Origin of the sequence: Pseudomonas vranovensis DSM 16006 (assembly GCF_000425805.1) — a bacterium.
In the GTDB taxonomy this organism is placed as follows: Bacteria; Pseudomonadota; Gammaproteobacteria; order Pseudomonadales; family Pseudomonadaceae; genus Aquipseudomonas; species Aquipseudomonas vranovensis.
This window is the reverse complement of sequence record NZ_AUED01000002.1, coordinates 616321-637023: the sequence shown is the minus strand read 5'-3', so window position 1 is coordinate 637023 and position 20703 is coordinate 616321. Positions and strand designations below refer to the sequence as shown.

The following is a 20703-nucleotide window of genomic DNA, read 5'->3' as shown; positions in this document are numbered from 1 at the left end:
GGCTTTTTCATGCCCTGCCAGCCGACAGAAGGCTCTAGTTCAGGGCTTAGCATTCGACCTTGGTCGCGGGACGGCGCGTTGCTAAAACACTAGACTGCGCATCTAGCTTTAGTAGCCCGAGATAACAATCCATGTACCGTGATCGTATCCGCTTGTCCTCCCTGCACAGCAAGGTAATGAGTGCGGCTGATGCCGCCGGCCTGATCGAGGACGGCATGACCGTCGGCATGAGCGGTTTTACCCGCGCCGGCGAAGCCAAGGCTGTACCCCATGCATTGGCCGAACGCGCCAAACAGTCGCCGCTGCAAATCAGCCTGATGACCGGCGCGAGCCTGGGCAACGACCTGGACAAACAACTGACTGAGGCCGGTGTTCTGGCCCGTCGCATGCCATTCCAGGTCGACAGCACCCTGCGCAAGGCCATCAACGATGGCAAGGTCATGTTCATCGACCAGCACCTGTCGGAAACCGTGGAACAGCTGCGCAACCAACAGCTGAAACTGCCGGACATCGCGGTCATCGAAGCGATCGCCATCACCGAGCAGGGCCACATCGTACCGACTACCTCGGTGGGCAACTCGGCCAGCTTCGCGATTTTCGCCAAACAGGTCATCGTCGAGATCAACATGGCGCACAACGCCAACCTCGAAGGCCTGCACGACATCTATATCCCGACCTACCGTCCGACCCGTACGCCGATCCCGCTGGTAAAAGTCGATGACCGTATCGGCAGCACCGCAATTCCGATCGACCCGGCCAAGATTGTCGGTATCGTCATCACCGAGCAGCCGGACTCGCCGTCCACCGTATTGCCGCCGGATGACGAAACCCAAGGCATCGCCAACCACCTGATCAACTTCCTCAAGAAGGAAGTGGAAGCAGGGCGCATGACCAACAAGCTCGGCCCGCTGCAGGCCGGCATCGGCAGCATCGCCAACGCAGTGATGTGCGGCCTGATCGACTCGCCGTTCGAAGACCTGACCATGTACTCCGAAGTACTGCAGGACTCGACCTTCGACCTGATCGACGCCGGCAAGCTGAGCTTTGCCTCGGGCAGTTCCATTACTCTGTCGACCCGCCGCAACGCTGACGTATTCGGCAACCTGGAGCGCTACAAGGACAAACTGGTCCTGCGCCCTCAAGAAATCTCCAACCACCCTGAAGTGGTCCGCCGCCTTGGCATCATCGGCATCAACACCGCCCTTGAGTTCGACCTGTACGGCAACGTCAACTCCACCCACGTCTGCGGCACGCGGATGATGAACGGCATTGGCGGCTCCGGCGACTTCGCCCGCAACGCGCACCTGGCGATCTTCGTCACCAAGTCCATCGCCAAGGGCGGTGCGATCTCGAGCGTTGTGCCAATGGTCAGCCACGTTGACCACACCGAACACGACGTGGACATCCTCGTCACCGAGCAGGGCCTTGCCGACCTGCGTGGCCTGGCGCCCCGTGAGCGCGCACGGGTGATCATCGACAACTGTGTGCACCCGGACTATCGCGATGCGCTGAATGACTACTTCACCCGCGCGTGCGAGCGCGGCGGTCATACCCCGCACATCCTGCGTGAAGCCCTGGCATGGCACGAAAACCTGGAAGAAACCGGGCGCATGCTCGCCAGCTGAGTCGTACTGTAATACAGCCGGTGATGCGCAATGCTCACCGGCTGAACAGTTGCTACCGATTGATTTTCAAAAACTGTTCTACTGTACCGGTGTTTTTACCCCGGTTTTCCGCTACATCCTTCTTCTCCTGCACATAAATGCACCATTTAAGTGCTGACCGGTACAGTTACGCCTATTTCGAGTGCAACAGTGCCCTTAAACAGTTAACTGGCCCATCACAATGCAGGTGAACTGTATCTACTGTTATGGACGACAGAGGAGGATCATTGGCATCAGTTAAATCACTACCTAATGCCGCCACAAGCGGAAGGATGACATCATGGAACGTACCCTCAGTTCCGGCCTGGTTTTCGAAAACACCGCCAAACAATCCAAGGCTGCGCTGCCACTGCGCGTTCTGGCTAACCTGATGCTGTGGCAACGCCGCATCGCCAGCCGCCACCAGCTGGCCCGCCTGGACTCTCGCCTGCTGGCCGACGCCGGCATCAGCGAAGCACAACGCTACGAAGAGCTGAGCAAGCCGTTCTGGCGTTGATGCAGGGCTCGCTGGCCAAGGCCGGCACCTCGAATTCCACAAAACCCGTCGCAGGTGACTGCTGACGGGTTTTGTCGTTCTGAAGCCGCGGAATAGAGCGGCTACAGCAATGATAGATACAGTTTTCAAAGAGTTATTTTTAACAGGTACAGTTGATAATTCTTGCTGGTATCCTGTCCAATTCACGGACGCTGATCGCGTGATACGCTTAATGCACCCAGCTTGGTATCAATAAGTAGCTCAACAAGCTGAGCGTGCGTCTGACACAAGTACCCGTATTTTTCAGGAGATCGACCATGTACCGTTCACGCTTTGTTGGCGCCGCACTGCTGCTGGCCCTGGCTTCCACCGCCAACGCCACCAGCTTCGTCGTGACAACCGACACCATCGTTCGCGGCGTAGCTGCTTCCACCGACGCCACTTCCGATGTGTCCTCCTCGTTCCGTGACGACAAGATCGTGCGTGCCGCCCGTGACGACGCTGCCAGCTTCGTTGCCAGTCACGGCGAAATTCGCGGCGTGAAGCTCGAGAGCGCTTTCGCCCACATCCGTCAGCAGGCACCGACCCTGCAAGCGAGCGACGCGCAATTGGCCCAGGCCATTCTGGCGATCTGAGGTCGCCTGACTCCGGCTTCGGGCATGTAACAACATGCAACGAAGCCGGGCACCCTGCGCTGGTTCTCGCCAGCGCATTGGGATAGCCTTGCCGGCTGACTCACTAGCCCACCGAGACTCATGCGTTATCTGTCATTGCTGTTGCTTGTGCTGTGCTGGGGCGGTTCTGCCCAGGCACTGGACCTCACCACCAATAACCTTGTCGTCAGTGGTTACGTCACCAGCAAGGTGACCTCGGCACCCTTCGATCGCAAACTGCTATTCGATGCCCAGGATGCTGCAGCGGCGTTTGTCGCCAGCGACGGCCAGCTACGAGGCGCCCGCTTGCAGGCGGCGCTCGACCGCCTGCGCCAGACCAACCCTGAACTTCATGTCGACGACCTTGAACTGGCGCAGGCAATTCTCGTCCAATGATTACCCTGTTCTTCCGGAGATGCTCCATGCGTAACCCGCTGATTGCCGCCACCCTTGGCCTTTTGTTGCTGGCCGACATCGCCCAGGCGCAAACCCTGGTGGCCACCAGCAACATCATCGTGCGCGCTTTCGGTCGTTCGATCGACTTCACTTCCGACACCACCACCTCGATCCGCGATTCCAAAGTGGTGCGCGAAGCCCGTGACGATGCCGCCAGCTATGTCGCCAGCAACGGCAACATCCGTGGTGCCCAGCTCGAAGCCGCCTTCGACACCCTGCGCCAGCGTGTGCCTGAAGCACGCCACGCCAGTGACCAGGACCTGGCCGAAGCCATTCTTGCCCTGTGAAAAACCTGCGCGCCGGGCTGCTGGGCGGCCTGCTGACACTGCTGGGCGCGCCTGCGTTGGCGGACCTGCAACTGCAGCTCAAAAGCGACGGCCTGACGCCTGCACAGCAACAGGCCAGCCAGGCGTTGCTTGATGAAGCGATGCAGGCGCTGCCGCCCCGCTTCAAGACGCGCCTGGATCGACGCATCCAGGTCAGCTGGAGCGCGAAGATGCCGGAGGATGCCTACGGCCAGGCATCGCTTGTCTCGACGCTCGAATTGAACCAAAAGCTGCTGCCGAGCCTCACTGACGGCAGCGCTGCCAGCCAGAAGACCGGACGCCCCCATGGCACTGTTCGCAAAGAGCTGCTGGCCACCGTCCTGCACGAACTGACCCACATCTATGACCGTGCACGGCTCTGGCAGGGCGCTGACCGGCGCCTGATCACCCAGTGTACTCGCCATATGAGCAGCCAGGGCAAGGTAGGCCTGCCCGAACAATGCCGCGGACAAACCGACCGACGCTTCACTCTCAGTGATGATCCGCGCCTGCTTGACCTGGCCGGCTGGCAGCAATATGTAGGCAGGCGAGGGGAGCGCGAGCAACATAATCGCCAGGTGGCGCGCAGCCCGGACAGCTACGAGTTGAGCAGTCCGAAGGAGTTCATAGCGGTCAACATGGAGTACTTCCTCCTTGACCCAAGCTTTGCCTGCCGCCGGCCCGCCCTGCAGACTTATCTCAAGGACCACTTCGACTGGGCACCGGACCATCCGGCCTGCACGCAGGCACTGCCGTTTCTCAATGCTGGCAACGACTTTGCCAAGGCACCGCTGGGTGAAATCGATCCCGAACGCGTCTATGCCGTGGACTACCTGCTGGCTGAAGCCAATCAGAATTGGGTCAGCCGCTGGGGCCACAGCATGCTGCGTCTGGTGATCTGCGCCCCGGGGCGTCCGCGTGGGCCTGACTGCCGCCTCGATCTGGACCAGCACCTGGTGCTGTCATACCGGGCGTTCGTCAATGATGTGCAGCTGTCGAGCTGGGACGGCCTCACCGGCGCCTACCCCTCGCGCCTGTTTGTCCTTCCGCTGGCCCAGGTCATCGATGAGTACACCAAGACTGAGTTGCGCAGCCTGGCGTCGATTCCGCTCAAGCTGGATCGCAGCGAGCTTGAAAGCCTGGTTCGCCAGGCGGCGGAGATGCACTGGAGCTACGATGGCAACTACTACTTCCTGTCCAACAACTGCGCGGTAGAAACCCTCAAACTGCTACGCAGCGGCACCGCCAACCCGCGCCTGAACGACCTGGACAGCATCATGCCCAACGGCTTGCTGGAGGTGCTGGAAGGGCGCGGCCTGGCCGATGTCAGCGTTCTCGATGACCCCCGGGAGGCGTTGCGCCTGGGGTACCGCTTCGACTCCTATCGCGACCGCTACCAGGCCATGTTCCTGGTCCTCAAGCAGCAATTACCGATCCCCCAGGACAGTGTCGAGGCGTGGCTGGAGCAATCTGCCACGCAGCGCCAGCAGTGGTTCAAGCAGGCTGACCTGCGCACCAGCGCCGCCTTGCTCCTGCTGGAACAGGCCAGCCTGCGTCGACAACTGCTACTGGCACAGGACGAGGTCAAGCAGCGCTACCTGACCGGCAGGGAGCAGAACGATGCAAACGTTGCCAAAGCCAACGGCACCCTGCAGCAGATTCTGGCCAACAGCGGTTTTCTCAGTCGTCCGGCCGAGCTGCTTGGCAGCAAGGGCTATGGATTGCCGCAGGAAAGTGAGCGGGCGCTATTGATCAGCGAGTCCAGCCAACGGCAACAGCAACTGCAAACCCTAAGCGCCGACCTGGATAAAGAAGTGCGTGCGCTGCTGGGCCCAGCACGCGCCGCCGAAATCGCCGCCGTAGAGGCCAACATCAAACAGGTGGGCGAGCACCTGCGCGCCCTGCACAAGGCCGCGGGTGGCCTGCAGCTCCCCTGACGGCTAAAGGGTTTCGTGCGGTTCCCCTGGCAGGTGCTCATCCAGGTGCAGCCAGGGCAGGCGGTTGTCGGTCCAGATATGCCGCTTGGGTTGGGCCAGCATCGGGTTATCCAGGGTAGTGACCGTAATATCGATAGTCTCAGGGCTCAAATCAGTGGTCAGTGCCACATGAGCCCCACAGCGACTACAGAAATACCTCACACAGCTGGGTGAGGAGTCGTAGCGTTGTGGCGTACCGCTGAGCCATTGGAAGTCAGTGCAGGGGCGGGTCACCCAGGTGATCAGCAAACCACCGCTGACCTGTCGGCAAACCGAGCAATGGCAATGGGCAACGTCGGTCAACGGCCCTCTGATCTGATAACGCAGGGCGCCGCAGTGGCAGCCACCTTCGTACGTTTCGCTCATCGCATCCTCCTCCCGGCCATTGGCCGATAGCAAACAATGCACCTCTCGTCGCCATTGGGCCAGCGAAAGCTGGCTGAAAGCTTGTCGATTTAGGATGAATCCTACTTCCGGCACAGACCGGTCAGTCAGAGCATCTGATTTTTTTCTCAGCCGCCTGGCCCAATTAACAACAACAATGGTGATTCTGATGTCCGCTTTCAACCGCCTCCCCGCTGCACTCCCTTCGCTACTCCATGCGCCGCGCCTCGCGCGCTGATCCGCCCGACCCGTTTCTTTTTTCGACGCGATATGCCTGGAGTACTCCCATGCTGACCTTCCTCGGCTTTGCCATGGTCATCACCTTCATGTACCTGATCATGACCAAGCGCCTGTCGGCCTTGATTGCCCTGATCCTGGTACCGATCCTGTTCGCTCTGTTCGGCGGATTCTCGGGCGATATCGGCCCGATGATGCTGCAAGGCATCACCAAACTGGCCCCAACCGGGGTCATGTTGATGTTCGCCATCCTGTATTTCGGTCTGATGATCGACTCCGGCCTGTTCGATCCTGCGGTGCGCAAGATCCTCAAGATGGTCAAGGGTGACCCGCTGAAAGTCTCGGTAGGCACCGCGGTGCTGGCCCTGGTCGTGTCGTTGGACGGCGACGGCGCCACCACCTACATGATTTGTGTGGCGGCCATGCTGCCGTTGTACAGCCGCCTTGGCATGAGCCCCCGGATCATGGCAGGCCTGATCATTCTCGCGGGCGGGGTGATGAACATGACCCCTTGGGGCGGCCCGACCGCCCGCGCGGCCAGCGCCCTGCATGTCGACCCTTCGGACATCTTCGTACCGATGATTCCGGCGATGCTCGCCGGTGTCGTGGCGATCCTTGCCATCGCCTACATGTATGGCAAGCGTGAGCGCGCCCGCCTGGGTGAACTGCACCTGCCAGGTGACGAAATCGACCACAGTGAAATCAGCGTGTCGCAGTTCCCCGACGCCCGTCGGCCGAAAATGATCTGGTTCAACGGCGCCCTGACCGCTGCCTTGATGGTTGCCCTGGTCGCAGGCCTGTTGCCGCTGCCGGTGCTGTTCATGGTCGCCTTCAGTATCGCCATGATCGTCAACTACCCGTGCCTGCAAATGCAGAAGGACCGCGTGGCGGCGCACTCCGGCAGCGTGCTGGCCGTGGTCGGCCTGATTTTCGCCGCCGGTATCTTCACTGGCATTCTTTCCGGTACCGGCATGGTCGAAGCAATGTCCAAGAGCTTGCTGGCCGTGATTCCAGACGCCCTGGGCCCGTACCTGGCCGTGATCACCGCCATCGTCAGCATGCCGTTCACTTTCTTCATGTCCAACGACGCCTTCTACTACGGTGTTCTGCCAGTGCTCTCAGAGGCAGCCAGCCACTACGGAATCTCGCCGGTGGAGATGGCCCGCGCGTCGATCGTCGGCCAGCCCGTGCACCTCCTCAGCCCACTGGTACCCTCTACCTATCTGTTGGTGGCCCTGGCTGGCATCGACTTCGGCGATCACCAGCGCTTCACCCTGAAGTGGGCAGTGCTGGTCTGCCTGTGCATAATGTTCGCCGCGCTGCTCATGGGAATTTTCCCAGTGTTCAGCAGCCTATAAATCTACAGATTCGACCAATCGCAGTGGCGCTCCTTGCCCGGGCGCCCTGCAAATACCGCACGAAGGAATACACATGGAATGGCTGACCAGCCCAGAGATCTGGGTTGCCTTTTTTACACTGACGGCCCTCGAGATCGTTCTCGGCATCGACAACATCATCATGATCTCGATCCTGGTCAGCCGCATGCCGAAGCACATGCAGCAGCGCACCCGGATTTTCGGCCTGGCCCTGGCCATGGTTACCCGTATCCTCCTGCTGCTGTCGATCACCTGGGTCATGCGCCTGACGGCCGACCTGTTCGTGGTGTTCGACCAGGGTATTTCCGGTCGCGACCTGATCCTGTTCTTCGGTGGCCTGTTCCTGCTGTGGAAAAGCTCCCAGGAGATCTACCACGGCCTGGAAGGCGAGGACGAAACCCACGAAGAGCCGACTGGCAAAGGCGGCAAGTTCCTCTACACCATCATCCAGATCGCCATCATCGACATCGTGTTCTCCCTGGACTCGGTGATCACCGCCGTCGGCATGGTCTCTCACGTCCCGGTGATGATTGCTGCGATTGTCGTGGCCGTGCTGGTCATGATGCTCTGCGCCGGCGCCATCAGTAACTTCATCGACAAGCACCCGTCGCTGAAGATGCTGGCCCTGTCGTTCCTGATCGTGGTCGGTACCGTACTGATCGCCGAAGCGTTTGAAGTGCATGTTCCGAAGGGCTACGTCTACTTCGCCATGGCCTTCTCGCTGGCGGTCGAAGCCATCAACATCAAGATGCGCACCGCCATGGCACGCAAGAAGAACCAGGAGCAGGGCGAGCCGGTGAAACTTCGCAAGGACATTCCGGGTCAGTAACCCAGAGCGTCAATAAAAAGGGCCCTTCGGGGCCCTTTTTTCATCCGTCTTCATGACGGCTCTGTTTCAAAGCCCCTGTCGGCTATGCGATGCTGGCGCCACGGCCGCTAGCCGACTACAGCTTAAGTGAGCACTGGGAAAAACCGCCTGCGATCAGGCCAGGCTCACGGCACCATCCATTTGCCCCGCTGGGGCGCTTCAACAGGGGGCCTGTTCAATGCTGACCCTGCTCAATCTGCTTTCCGCCGTGGCGTTGCTGATCTGGGGCACCCATATCGTGCGTACCGGCATCCTGCGGGTGTACGGATCAAACCTGCGGCGGGTGTTGAGCCAGAACATGTCCAAGCGACCGCTGGCATTCGTCGCCGGCATCCTGGTGACCGCCATGGTGCAGAGCAGCAACGCCACGGCAATGCTGGTGACCTCCTTCGTGGGCCAGGGCCTGATGTCCCTGACGCCGGCGCTGGCGATCATGCTCGGCGCCGACGTCGGTACCGCCCTGATGGCACGGGTACTGACCTTCGACCTGTCCTGGCTGTCGCCCTTGCTGATCTTCCTCGGGGTGATCTTCTTCCTGTCGCGCAAGCAGACCCGCGCCGGGCAACTGGGTCGCGTCGGTATCGGCCTGGGCCTGATCATCCTGGCCTTGCAACTGATTGTCGAAGCCGCGGCGCCGATTACCCAGGCCCAAGGCGTGAAGGTGCTGTTCGCCTCGCTGACCGGCGACATTCTGCTCGACGCCCTGGTCGGCGCCCTGTTTGCCCTGATTTCCTATTCCAGCCTGGCCGCCGTACTGCTGACCGCCACCCTGGCAGGCGCCGAGCTGATCAGCCTGCCGGTGGCCATCGGCCTGGTCATCGGTGCCAATATTGGCAGCGGCCTGCTGGCCTTTCTCACCACCAGCATGCAGAACGCCGCCGGGCGCCAGGTAGCCCTGGGCAGCCTGCTGTACAAACTGATCGGCCTGATTCTCATCATTCCGGTGCTCGACCCACTGGTGAAGTGGATGGACACCCTGACCTTCAGCGCCCAGGAGTTGGTGATCGGCTTTCACCTGCTCTACAACAGCTTGCGCTGCCTGATCATGCTGCCGACCGTCACCCCGATGGCCCGCCTGTGCAGCTGGCTGCTGCCGGAGCGGTCGGAAACCAATGGCCGCGCCCGCCCACGCCACCTGGACCCTGCAGCCCTTGGCACACCCAGCCTGGCCCTGGCCAACGCGGTGCGCGAAACCCTGCGCATGGGCGACCTGATCGACAACATGCTCGAAGCCATGCAGGGCGTGCTGCGCGGTACTCAGACCGCGATGACCCAGCAGGTTCGCAGCCTGAGTGAGGATGTCGAGGCCCTGAACAACGCCATCAAGCTGTACCTGGCACAAATGCCCCGCGAAGACCTCAGCGACCAGGACAGCAAGCGCTGGGCGGAAATCATCGAACTTGCGATCAACCTCAAGCTGGCCAGCGACCTGATCGAGCGCATGCTGCGCAAGGTGCAGCAGCAGAAGACCTCTCAACGCCGGGAGTTTTCCGACGTTGGCCTGGAAGAACTGGCCGGGCTGCACGGCCAGTTGCTTGCCAACCTGCGCCTGGGGCTGTCGGTGTTCCTGAGCGCCGACCCGGAAAGTGCCCGCCAGTTGCTGCGGGAAAAGCGTCGCTTCCGTGCCCAGGAGCGGCGCCTAGCCCACGCCCATGTCAGCCGATTGCAACGTAAAGTGGTGCAAAGTATCGAGACCAGTGCCTTGCACCTGGAGCTGATTGCCGATATGAAACGATTGAACTCCTTGTTCTGCAGCAGTGCCTATGTGGTATTGGGTGGTTCCGATACCGGCGGCCTGCTGCTCGACAGCGTGCCGGATGATGCCCATTCACCTTGATCGATCCCCCTCAAGAACTCCCGCAAGGAAGCTCGCCATGCGTTGCCTGTTGTTCCTGTGCCTGCTGTTAGGCACCCTGCCTGGCTTTGCCCTCGACCGCTCGCAGGTCGAGGGCTATCTGCTGCCCAACGGCCTGCAGGTACTGCTCAAGTCGGGCTATGAGCGCAACCATGTGTCGATCCGACTGGTGGTCGGCGTCGGCTTCGACGACTTTCCTTGCGCGCAGCAAGAGCTTCCGCACCTTCTCGAACATTTATTGTTCAGTGGCATCGACGAAGGCGGCGAAGGCGGCCTGGAAAAGCGCATGCAGGCGTTGGGCGGAGAATGGAATGCCTATACCAGCAGTGCCGATACCACGTTCGTGATCGAGGCCCCCGCCCGCAACCAGCGCAAGGTTCTGGACCTGTTGCTGGCGGTGATCAAGGACACCGAGATCGATGAAGACGACCTGGCACTGTCAAAGCGAATCGTGGAGCGCGAGGACGGCGGACACTACACCCACCTGCAACGCTGGCTCGATCGCCAGGACATCGGCCACCGCTCCAGCGACCAACTGGCAGTGGAGTTGGGGCTCAAATGCGCCGAGCGTTCGGCGATCGACGAAATGACACTCGAACAGGTCAATGACCTGCGGCAACACTGGTACGCCGCCAACAACATGAGCCTGATCGTGGTCGGCGGCCTTGACCGGCTGCTGCCGGCCTACCTGGAACGCTCCTATGGCGAGCTCACGCCCGCCGAGCCGGGCGAGCGCCGGGCACTGGATGGTGTTACACAAAAAGCCGACGCCCGCCGCGAACTGGACCGGGGCTGGCTCGGCGACAGCGCAAAGTTGCATTGGCTGTTCCTGGAGCCGGTACTGGACAACGACCACGGGCAGACCTTCGACCTGCTGCAGCGGTACCTGGACTGGGCGCTGTATGAAGAGCTGCGGCTCAAGCACGGTGTGTCCTACGGGCCTTATACCCAACGGGAAACCTTTGGCGACACCGGGGTGATGAGCCTCAATGCCGACGTGGACCGTGCCGACCTCAAGGAAGCCGAGCAAGCGCTGGGCGACATGCTCGACCGGTTACGCAAGAACGGCCTGGACCCGGCCACTTTCGCCCGGATCAAGCAAGCGGCGATCGACCGTGAGGCCTGGACTACCCAGGGCAACTCGGCCCTGGCGGACTACTACTGGGGTGCGCTGAACGATTACCTCGACGGCCGCTTCTCTGATCCGGCGCGAACCCTGCGCCGGGTCAGCCTGGAGGATGCCAACCTGGCCTTGAAACAATTGCTGGTCAAGCCTGGGTATGTGCGTATCGAACGACCGTTGATCAGCTACAACGAATTGTATGGCCTGATTGCGTTGGGCCTGGGGCTGATCCTGGCAGGCATCCTGCTGTGGATAAGACACCGCATGCACCGCCGTTCCTACAGGTAATGGGTTAAAATCCTGTAAGCGTTTATTACCTCACCCTGCGAACACCTCTAATGCCTCAGTATCTCCAGCGCTTGATCGAGCTGATCAAGCGCTATCCCGGCGTAATCGCCCTCGGCGGTTTCATCTCCGGTATTGCCAGTTTCATGCTGGTCGACCGCCAGGAAAGTCTGGCGAGCTGGATCGCCATCGTCATGCTGATCAGCTGGATCTGGCTGATGTTGGAAAACACCTTCACCAAACTCTTCGCCAAAGTCTTCAAGCGCGAGATCCCGCAGCCGCTGCTGCGCTACGCCACGCAGATGATCCACCAGGAGAGTCTGTTCTTCGTCCTCCCGTTCTTTTTCGTCACCACCACCTGGAACAGCGGCCAACTGGTGTTTACCGGCCTGCTGGGCGCTGCCGGGCTGATTTCGATCGTCGACCCGCTGTACTACAAGTGGCTGGCCCCGCGACGCTGGCTGTTCCTCGCGCTGCATACCCTGACCTTGTTCGCCGCGCTGCTCACCGCGCTACCGATCATCCTGCACCTGACCACTTCGCAGAGCTTCAAGCTGGCACTGGGTATTGCCATGCTGCTGTCGTTCCCGAGCCTTGCCAGCAGCTTTCCGATCAGCCATTGGCGACGCGGTGTGATGCTGGTGGTCATGACCCTGGCGGTCGGTGCCAGCGGCTGGATGCTGCGCTCCTGGGTGCCGCCGGCAACCTTGTGGATGACAGAAGTAGCGGTCAGTACCCAGGTCGAGAATCGTACCCCCGGCAAGAGCCTAAACGAGATCAAGTCCAGCCAGATCCGCAGCAGCGGCCTCTACGCCTTTACCGCCATCAATGCACCCCGCGGGCTGAACGAGCGCATCTACCATGTGTGGCAGTTCGACGGCAAAGAGGTCGATCGCATCGCCCTGGACATTCATGGTGGGCGCAAGGAAGGCTACCGGGCCTGGACCCACAAGCAGAACTTCCCCGGCAATCCGGTGGGTCGTTGGCAGGTGAGGGTGCTGACCGAAGATGGCCAGGTCATCGGCGTGCTGCGCTTTCGTGTGATTGACGATGGTCAAGCAACCGCCAGCCAGTAACGCTATGCTCTGTGGCGGCGCAGTACCGCGCCGCCAGACAGCATGGAGCTTATGATCAACTCGCCTGGCGCAACCCTGGACACCGCAAGCACACCGTCACGCCTGCAGATCGTCGGTGACTGGACCCTGGCCCACTACGCCGAACTCAAGCAGCACAGCGACAGCGTGAAGGAGCAGTACGACCAGCACACCGAAGTCGACCTCAGCCAGCTGGGCAAGCTCGATACCGCCGGTGCCGCCTTGCTGGTCGAACTGCTGGGGCCCGAACGCCTGTCGCACCTGAGCGAATCAGCACAATTGCCCGAAGCCAGCCGCGCCCTGCTGCAGACGGTCTACTGCTCGGTGCAGAATTTCTGCATCCCGGAAAAACAACCCGAGCAATCGGTACTCATCCAGTTGCTCAGCCGCATCGGCTGCGCGGTCGACACCCTCTGGCAGGACACCCTGCAGATCCTGGGCTTTGTCGGCCTGATCCTGCAGACTATTTTCCTTCGCCTGTTCCAGCCCCGGCGCTGGCGCGTCACGGCAGTGGTCGCCCATATCGAACAGACCGGCCTGGACGCAGCGCCCATTGTCGCCTTGCTGACCTTTCTGGTGGGTGCCGTGGTGGCCTTCCTGGGCGCGACAGTACTGGCCGGGTTCGGCGCCAGTATCTTCACCGTCGACCTGGTCGCGTTCTCGTTCCTGCGTGAATTCGGCGTACTGCTGACCGCCATCCTCATGGCCGGCCGCACCGCCAGTGCCTTCACCGCGCAGATCGGCTCGATGAAGGCCAACGAAGAGATCGACGCTATCCGCACCCTGGGCCTGGACCCGGTAGAGCTGCTGGTGGTCCCGCGCGTATTGGCACTGCTGATCGCACTGCCTCTGCTGACGTTCCTGGCAATGATCTGCGGGATCATCGGCGGGGCCGTGGTTTGTGCGCTGTCGCTGGATATCTCGCCAGCCATGTTCCTGTCGTTGCTGCAAAGCGATATTGGTGTGCAGCATTTTCTGGTCGGCCTGGCCAAGGCACCGTTCTTTGCCTTCCTGATCGCCGCCATTGGCTGTCTGGAAGGGTTTAAGGTCAGCGGCAGTGCCGAGTCGGTGGGCGCCCACACCACCTCCAGCGTGGTGCAGTCGATTTTCGTGGTGATCGTGCTGGATGCGATAGCCGCACTGTTCTTCATGGAGATGGGCTGGTGAGTCAGACAACCACCGACGGCCGCGAGGCAGTGATCGAAGCCCGGGGCATCTGCAACCGCTTCGGCACCCAGAGCGTGCACGAGCAATTGGACCTTGACCTGTACCGTGGCGAAATCCTGGCCGTGGTGGGCGGGTCGGGCAGTGGCAAGTCGGTGCTGCTGCGCAGCATTGTCGGCTTGCGGCGGCCCAACGAAGGGCAGGTGAAGGTATTTGGACAGGACCTCACGGGCCTTAATGACGAGCAGCGCTCGAAGGTCGAACGCCGCTTTGGCGTGCTGTTCCAGAAGGGCGCGCTGTTCTCTTCATTGACCGTGACCGAGAACGTCGCCCTGCCATTGATCGAGCACGCGGGCTTGTCCCGGCCCGATGCCGAGCACTTGGCCGGGGTCAAGCTGGCGTTGGCCGGCTTGCCGATTTCCGCCGCCGACAAATACCCCTCGTCACTCTCCGGCGGCATGGTCAAGCGCGCTGCATTGGCCCGGGCCCTGGCCCTTGATCCCGACATCCTGTTTCTCGATGAGCCTACCGCAGGCCTGGATCCGATCGGCGCGGCGGCCTTCGACCAACTGATCCTGACCCTGCGCGATGCCCTGGGCCTGAGCGTGTTCCTGATCACCCACGACCTCGACACTCTCTACACCATCACTGACCGAGTGGCAGTGCTGTCGCAGAAGAAAGTACTGGTGGCAGGTCCCATTGCCCAGGTCGAAGACACCGACGACACCTGGATTCACGAATATTTTCACGGCCCCCGTGGTCGCGCGGCGTATCAGGCCGCCACAGTGGCAAAGGAGCTCTGAGATGGAAACCCGTGCACATCACGTGCTGATCGGCCTGGTCACGGTCATTGTGGTCACCGGCGCCATGCTGTTCGGCCTGTGGCTGACCAAATCCAGCGTCGACAGCACCTTCAAGGATTACGAAGTGGTGTTCAACGAAGCGGTGTCCGGGCTGTCCCGGGGCAGCTCGGTGCAGTACAGCGGCATCAAGGTGGGCGACGTCACCAGCCTGCGCCTTGATCCCAAGGACCCGCGTCGGGTACTGGCGCAAGTGCGCCTGAGCGCCGATACCCCGGTGAAGGAAGACACCCGAGCCAAACTGACCCTGACCGGCATCACCGGTACCTCCTTCATCCAGCTCAGCGGCGGTACGCCGCAAAGCCCGGAACTCAAGGGCAAGGATGGCAAGCTACCGGTGATCTATGCCTCGCCGTCACCCATTGCCCGGCTGCTTGATGACGGCAGCGACCTCCTGACCAACATCAACATGCTGGTACACAACGCCAACGCCCTGTTTTCCGAAGACAACGCCACCAACCTGGGCAAGACCCTGACCAACCTGGAGAAGACCACTTCAGCCATCAGCGAGCAGCGCGGTGACATCCGTACTGCCATCCAGCAACTGGCTCAGGTCGGTAATCAGGCCAGTTCCATGCTCCAGCAAACCAGCGAGCTGATGCGCAACGCCAATAGCCTGCTCAACAGCCAGGGCAAGCAAGCCTTCGGCAGCGCAGAGCTGGCCATGCAGAACCTGGCCCAGAGCACCGCCACCATCAACAGCCTGCTCAATGACAACCGCGAAGCCCTGAATGACGGCGCCCAAGGGCTGAACCAATTGGCCCCGGCCATTCGTGAACTGCGCGAAACGCTCAATTCGCTGAAGGCGATTTCCCAGCGCCTGGAAGCCAACCCCAGCGGCTACCTGCTCGGCCGTGACACAAACAAGGAGTTCACGCCATGAGTCGTACCTGCCGCTACCTGGCCCTGGCTGCAGCGTTGAGCCTGGGCAGCGCCTGCTCGATCCTGCCAGAGGCCGAACCTGCCGACGTCTATCGCCTGCCGTCGGCCCAAACCAGCCGCCCGGCACCGCAAAGTGCGGTGGTCAACTGGTCGCTGCGGGTGAACAAGCCCCTGGCCAGCGATGTGCTCAACAGCCCGAAAATTGCCGTGGTCCCGGAAGGCAACCTGGTCAGTACCTACAAGGGCGCGCGCTGGAGCGACCCGGCGCCCTTGCTGCTGCGCAACCGAATGCTCGACGCCTTCCAGCGTGATGGCCGGGTGCCGCAGCTCAGTGCCGATGACAGCAACCTGCAGGCCGACTATGAGCTGGCAGGGGAGCTGCAGGCCTTTCAGAGCGAATACAGTGCCAACGGACTAGAGGTGCTGATTCGCTACGACGCGCGGCTGGTTGAAGGCCGCACCCAGCGAATTCTCGCCAGCCGGCGCTTTGAAGTGCGTCAGCCACTCGCCAACAAGCAGGTACCGGCAGTGGTCAACGGCTTCGGCAGCGCCACTGACCAGTTGATGATGCAACTGGTGGCCTGGACGCTGGCCCAGGCCAACCAGGTTCAGGCAAAGAACCAGTAGCAGACACAGATGGCCGCCACCACCCCGGAGAACTCGGCCAGCAAGGCGCAGCCCACCGCATGGCGGGCGCGCTGGATACCGACCGCCCCGAAATACACTGCCAGCACGTAGAACGTGGTTTCGGTGCTGCCCTGGATGGTCGCCGCCACCAGGGCTGGGAAGCTGTCGACGCCGTGGGTCTGCATGGTCTCGATCAGCATGGCCCGCGCCGCGCTCCCCGAGAACGGCTTGACCAGGGCGGTGGGCAGGCCCTCGACGAAGCGCGTATCCATCCCCAGCCACTCCACCACATGACGGATACCGTCCAGGCTCAGCTCCAGGGCTCCTGAGGCACGCAGTACGCCGACCGCGCAGAGCATGGCAACCAGATAGGGCAGAAGGCTCTTGGCGACGTCAAAGCCCTCCTTGGCGCCCTCCACGAAGGTTTCGTACACCTTCACGCGCTTGAACGCGCCAATCACCAGGAACAGCATGATCAGGCCGAACAAGGTCAGGTTGCCCAGGATCGACGACAGCCCGGCCAGCGCTGTGGCCGACAAGGTGCCGAGAAACGCCATGAAACTGCCCAGCAGCAGCGCACCGGGTATCAGGTAGGCCAGCACCACCGGGTCCCACAAGCGCAGGCGCTGCATGACGGCGACCGACAGCAGGCCGACCAGCGTGGAGGCACTGGTGGCCAACAGAATGGGCAGGAACACCAGGGTGGGGTCCATGGCGCCCTGCTGGGCGCGGTACATGAAGATGGTCACCGGCAGCAGGGTCAGGGACGAGGCGTTGAGTACCAGGAACAGGATCTGCGCGTTGCTGGCGGTCGTCGAGCTGGGGTTGAGCTCCTGCAGCGCGCGCATGGCCTTGAGGCCAATAGGCGTAGCAGCGTTATCCAGGCCCAGGCCGTTGGCGGCGAAGTTCAGGGTGATCAGACCCAGGGCCGGGTGACCGGGCGGCACTTCGGGCATCAGCCGGGCGAACAGGGGGCCGAGTATCTTGGCCAGCCAGTCGACGATACCGGCCTTCTCGGCGATTTTCAGAAAGCCCAGCCAGAGCGTCAGGGTCCCGAACAACAGCACCATCACCTCGACCGACAGCTTGGCCATGGCAAAGATGCTTTCGACCATTGCGGCAAAAATTCCGGCGTTGCCGCCCACCAGCCATTGCGCCAGCGCGGAGATGGCCGCGACCACGAAAAAACCAAGCCAAAGGCCGTTGAGCATCCGATGTTCCCCCACAAAGTTGCGACAAATGATGCCACAGCTGCCCCCCGGGGGCGCGCGGTCCTCGGGGGCACAATGCAAAAAGCCCCGACCAGGTCGGGGCTTCTTGTTCAGCCAGGCTGCACCTTAGTGGTTGGCAGTCTTGCCGGCAGGTGCAGCTTCTTTGCTGCGCCAGTGCGGCAGGGAGTTCCAGTAGCGCTGGCCCTTGGCATCGTCATACATGCCTTCCCAGCGAGCGATGACCAGAACAGCCAGGGCGTTGCCGATCACGTTCAGGGCGGTACGCGCCATGTCCATCACGCGGTCTACACCGGCGATGAAAGCCAGGCCTTCCAGCGGAATGCCGACACTGCCCAGGGTGGCCAGCAACACCACGAAGGACACGCCCGGAACACCGGCGATACCCTTGGAGGTGACCATCAGGGTCAGGACCAGCAGCAGCTGCTGGCTCAGCGACAGGTCAATGCCGTACAGCTGGGCGATGAAGATGGCCGCGATGCTCTGGTACAGGGTCGAGCCGTCCAGGTTGAACGAGTAGCCGGTCGGAACCACGAAGCTGCAGATGGCTTTCGGCGCACCGTAGGCTTCCATCTTCTCGATCACACGCGGCAGCACGGTCTCGGAACTGGCGGTGGAGTAGGCCAGCACCAGCTCATCCTTGAAGATGCGCATCAACTTGATCACCGAGAAGCCGAACAGGCGAGCGATCAGGCCCAGCACCATGAAGGCGAAGAAGGCGATGGCGAAGTACACCAGCAATACCAGCTTGGCCAATGGCAGCAGCGAGGCGAAACCGAAGTTTGCAACGGTCACGGCGATCAGCGCGAACACACCGATTGGCGCGTAGTTCATGATCATGTGAGTGACCTTGAACATGGCTTCGGAGACGCCCTGGAAGGTTTTCACCAGCGGGTCGCGGATGTCGGCCTGCAGGCTCGACAAACCAAGGCCGAACAGCACCGAGAAGAAGATGATCGGCAGCATCTCACCGCGCATCAGCGCTGCGAAGATGTTCGATGGGATCAAGTTGAGGATGGTCTCGATGAACGCATGCTCATGCTGAACCTCGGCCGCCGTGGCCTGGTACTTGGAGATATCCACAGTACCCAGCGTGCTCATGTCGATGCCGGCACCCGGGTGGAACAGGTTGGCCAGAACCAGGCCGACCACGATCGCGATGGTGGTGACCACCTCGAAGTAGATGATGGTCTTGAGGCCAATGCTGCCCAGTTTTTTCGCATCGCCAACCCCGGCGATACCCACGATCAGCGACGAAATCACGATCGGGATAACGATCATCTTGATCAGGCGAATGAAGATGTCACCAGCAGGTTGCAGGACGTTACTGATCCACCATGCCTTTTCTGCACTGAAATGATTCAGTAAAGCGCCGATTGCAATCCCCAGTACCAGACCGATGAGGATCTGCCAGGCGAGGCTTAGCTTTGCCTTCTTCATGTCGTTACCTTTTCTTGAAGTGGACACGGGCACCAGGCTGACAACCGCGACCCAGAGCTATTGCCAGCATAAAATGGTCGGTGGTGGCTATCGGCAGGCGACTCCGTAGAAGGTCACCGCGAGCGAGCGTTTGAACGCTCAGGCCAGCGAAAAAAGGCGCAACTATTCCCACGCAAGGGTGCCCCGTCTAATGCCGTAAACGACTACCCTATGCCGAATCGGCATGATATTTCTGCAGCAAAACTTGCGTCCCAAGGGGTTGCGAACGGCTCGTTCGGAATTCCGACGATGGCCAAAGCGCCATATTACGGCCGATTTGGACGTATCCACCTGAATGCAAAAGGCCATTGTTCGACAATCCGAATGCGTGAAATGGCTTTCATCCGAAGGTTGAAACGCGACGAAAAAATATAGATATACGGTCGAGCGAAAATATGCGTCGACGTACTTTGTAGGAAAAGGGAATAACTGAAGGAAGGAATGTCGACAGAGAGTCAAAGCGCTACGGAAGCTCGGTCAGGCATGTCCCCTGAGGCGGGTCGCCCGACCTGAAACTTCCGTTGCTGCTTCACCTGACCCGGCCCTCATCGGGGGCACTCCCTGTACCCCTAGGCCCCTCCGATCCTGAAACAATCAGAGCAGCCCGGCCCCTTGGTCATGCGCCAGCCTTCCTCAGGCGGGCGCATCATAGAAACTGGAAACGGCGAAAGGTTCAGCTTCTATATATGTACATGAATGGCCCGGCGGCATTCAGTACCAGTTCGGATCACGTTTGAGCTGCTCCTTCAGCAACTGCTGCATGCCTGGGTCCGGCTTGCCCAACCAGCGGTAATCGGCATGGCGGGTGGGCGACTTGTCGCCCGGCAAGCCCTCGGGAACCTCGACCAGCATCCCGTAAGCGTCATCCTTGTCCCAGCTGAACGCCACGATCAGCCGCTTGTTAAGGCATTTCTGCTCGGTCTCGCAGAGCGGGCCGACCAAGTACTTGTCGCCGTCTTCCTCCACGGCGGACATCTGTTGCTCGGAAACCCCGCTGAGGTTGAGCACCCACTCGGGCAGGCGCTCCTCTTTTTCGACAGCCTCTTGCCAGGTTTCCCGGTATTCGGGGTCCGAGGCCAACAGTTGGTTGACCCGGACCTGGCCATCATTGGCCGCCATTGCCGCTGTACTGCCGCCCACGAGCAGGGCGGTAGCCAGGGCTCTGTATAGCGTCCCTTTCATGTTCAACCTCTACCGCGACGACCGAAGAAGAAAGAAGCCACGAACAGCACCAGGAAGACAATGAAGAGGATCTTCGCGATACCGGTAGCGGCGCCGGCGATACCACCGAAGCCCAGCACGGCAGCGACAATGGCGATAATCAGGAAGGTGATAGCCCAGCTCAACATGGTGATTCTCCTTACCGTTTTAGAAAGAGTTCCTCTGCCTCAGAACACCCAGCGTTCACGGGGGATTCTGCTCTCGACCGTGGCGGCGTTGGCTGCAGCGGGCGCTGCTTGCGTCAGCACGGCGGAGGCGGGGGTCGGCGCTTTGACCATCAGGGCGGCGCGGGCGGAAAAGGCCCGGGCATCCTGGGCAACTTGCCAGTTGTGATAGAGCTGACCGGCAATCAGGGTCAGCAGCAGTGCCAAGCTGAAAAACAGCCCCTGGCGCAGCTGAAGCGGTGATATCTGCACTAGGGTGGCGGGATGGCGGTTCATGCCGTGCTCCTCCTGCTGCGATTACTGTTGACTTGCAGTAGTCATTGCAG

At 61.1% G+C, this 20703-nt stretch carries 21 protein-coding genes; 15 read left to right on the top strand and 6 right to left on the bottom strand.

From position 1 onward, the window contains the following. The first annotated feature begins 131 nt into the window (after positions 1–131). The 6 genes from scpC (at position 132) to H621_RS0106900 (ending at position 5490) form a co-directional block, all read left to right on the top strand. Entirely contained in the window at positions 132–1625 is a 1494-nt protein-coding gene (gene scpC, locus H621_RS0106925; RefSeq protein WP_028942676.1) for a succinyl-CoA:acetate CoA-transferase ScpC, read from the top strand. 319 nt (positions 1626–1944) lie between these two features. Further along, a complete protein-coding gene (locus tag H621_RS0106920; RefSeq protein WP_028942675.1) occupies positions 1945–2160 on the top strand; it encodes a DUF1127 domain-containing protein in 216 nt (71 codons plus the stop codon). Positions 2161–2456: 296 nt separating this feature from the next. After that, complete coding sequence (locus tag H621_RS0106915; protein ID WP_028942674.1) at positions 2457–2774, top strand: DUF2388 domain-containing protein; 318 nt, start codon at positions 2457–2459, stop codon at positions 2772–2774. 120 nt (positions 2775–2894) lie between these two features. After that, positions 2895–3188, top strand: coding sequence for a DUF2388 domain-containing protein (locus H621_RS0106910; protein ID WP_028942673.1), 294 nt, complete (start codon positions 2895–2897; stop codon positions 3186–3188). A 26-nt stretch (positions 3189–3214) separates the two neighbouring features. Beyond that, positions 3215–3535 (top strand): DUF2388 domain-containing protein, encoded by a 321-nt coding sequence (locus H621_RS0106905; RefSeq protein WP_028942672.1) that lies wholly within the window; start codon positions 3215–3217, stop codon positions 3533–3535. Continuing rightward, positions 3532–5490 carry a DUF7844 domain-containing protein gene (locus H621_RS0106900; RefSeq protein ID WP_028942671.1) on the top strand — a complete coding sequence of 653 codons (1959 nt, stop codon included), beginning with the start codon at positions 3532–3534 and terminating at the stop codon, positions 5488–5490. The genes H621_RS0106905 and H621_RS0106900 overlap by 4 nt, the downstream gene beginning before the upstream one ends. 3 nt (positions 5491–5493) lie before the next feature. Here H621_RS0106900 and H621_RS26965 read toward each other — a convergent pair whose 3' ends face one another. Then, positions 5494–5895, bottom strand: coding sequence for a GFA family protein (locus tag H621_RS26965; protein WP_036989540.1), 402 nt, complete (start codon positions 5893–5895; stop codon positions 5494–5496). Between the two features lie 305 nt (positions 5896–6200). On the opposite strand from H621_RS26965, the gene H621_RS0106890 reads away from it, so the two are divergent. From H621_RS0106890 to H621_RS0106850, 9 genes are all read left to right on the top strand, one after another. Continuing rightward, positions 6201–7508 carry a CitMHS family transporter gene (locus H621_RS0106890; protein WP_028942670.1) on the top strand — a complete coding sequence of 436 codons (1308 nt, stop codon included), beginning with the start codon at positions 6201–6203 and terminating at the stop codon, positions 7506–7508. A 73-nt stretch (positions 7509–7581) separates the two neighbouring features. After that, positions 7582–8355 carry a TerC family protein gene (locus tag H621_RS0106885; protein WP_028942669.1) on the top strand — a complete coding sequence of 258 codons (774 nt, stop codon included), beginning with the start codon at positions 7582–7584 and terminating at the stop codon, positions 8353–8355. 217 nt (positions 8356–8572) lie between these two features. After that, positions 8573–10231 carry a Na/Pi cotransporter family protein gene (locus tag H621_RS0106880; RefSeq protein ID WP_028942668.1) on the top strand — a complete coding sequence of 553 codons (1659 nt, stop codon included), beginning with the start codon at positions 8573–8575 and terminating at the stop codon, positions 10229–10231. A gap of 37 nt (positions 10232–10268) precedes the next feature. Beyond that, positions 10269–11660 (top strand): M16 family metallopeptidase, encoded by a 1392-nt coding sequence (locus H621_RS0106875; protein ID WP_028942667.1) that lies wholly within the window; start codon positions 10269–10271, stop codon positions 11658–11660. A 50-nt stretch (positions 11661–11710) separates the two neighbouring features. Continuing rightward, positions 11711–12733, top strand: coding sequence for a DUF5924 family protein (locus tag H621_RS0106870; protein WP_028942666.1), 1023 nt, complete (start codon positions 11711–11713; stop codon positions 12731–12733). Between the two features lie 51 nt (positions 12734–12784). Further along, on the top strand, positions 12785–13918 hold the full coding sequence (locus H621_RS0106865; RefSeq protein ID WP_371919694.1) for an ABC transporter permease: 1134 nt from the start codon (positions 12785–12787) through the stop codon (positions 13916–13918). A 29-nt stretch (positions 13919–13947) separates the two neighbouring features. Further along, on the top strand, positions 13948–14718 hold the full coding sequence (locus tag H621_RS0106860; protein WP_371919696.1) for an ABC transporter ATP-binding protein: 771 nt from the start codon (positions 13948–13950) through the stop codon (positions 14716–14718). A 1-nt stretch (position 14719) separates the two neighbouring features. After that, the gene (locus tag H621_RS0106855; RefSeq protein WP_028942663.1) at positions 14720–15658 is read left to right on the top strand and encodes an MlaD family protein; all 939 of its coding nucleotides are present in this window, start codon (positions 14720–14722) and stop codon (positions 15656–15658) included. Continuing rightward, positions 15655–16284, top strand: a complete 630-nt coding sequence (locus H621_RS0106850) for an ABC-type transport auxiliary lipoprotein family protein (RefSeq protein WP_028942662.1) — start codon at positions 15655–15657, stop codon at positions 16282–16284. The genes H621_RS0106855 and H621_RS0106850 overlap by 4 nt, the downstream gene beginning before the upstream one ends. On the opposite strand, the gene H621_RS0106845 is transcribed toward H621_RS0106850, so the two are convergent. The 5 genes from H621_RS0106845 to H621_RS0106825 form a co-directional block, all read right to left on the bottom strand. Further along, positions 16266–17495 carry a nucleoside recognition domain-containing protein gene (locus tag H621_RS0106845; protein WP_028942661.1) on the bottom strand — a complete coding sequence of 410 codons (1230 nt, stop codon included), beginning with the start codon at positions 17493–17495 and terminating at the stop codon, positions 16266–16268. The genes H621_RS0106850 and H621_RS0106845 overlap by 19 nt on opposite strands. A 126-nt stretch (positions 17496–17621) precedes the next feature. Beyond that, positions 17622–18953: a glutamate/aspartate:proton symporter GltP gene (gltP, locus tag H621_RS0106840; RefSeq protein ID WP_028942660.1), complete on the bottom strand. Its 1332-nt coding sequence runs from the start codon at positions 18951–18953 to the stop codon at positions 17622–17624. A 750-nt stretch (positions 18954–19703) separates the two neighbouring features. Further along, a complete protein-coding gene (locus H621_RS0106835) occupies positions 19704–20174 on the bottom strand; it encodes an inhibitor of vertebrate lysozyme family protein (protein ID WP_028942659.1) in 471 nt (156 codons plus the stop codon). 2 nt (positions 20175–20176) lie between these two features. After that, positions 20177–20341, bottom strand: a complete 165-nt coding sequence (locus H621_RS28005; protein ID WP_009401691.1) for a DUF1328 domain-containing protein — start codon at positions 20339–20341, stop codon at positions 20177–20179. A 39-nt stretch (positions 20342–20380) separates the two neighbouring features. Continuing rightward, entirely contained in the window at positions 20381–20653 is a 273-nt protein-coding gene (locus tag H621_RS0106825; RefSeq protein ID WP_028942658.1) for a hypothetical protein, read from the bottom strand. Positions 20654–20703 lie beyond the last annotated feature (50 nt).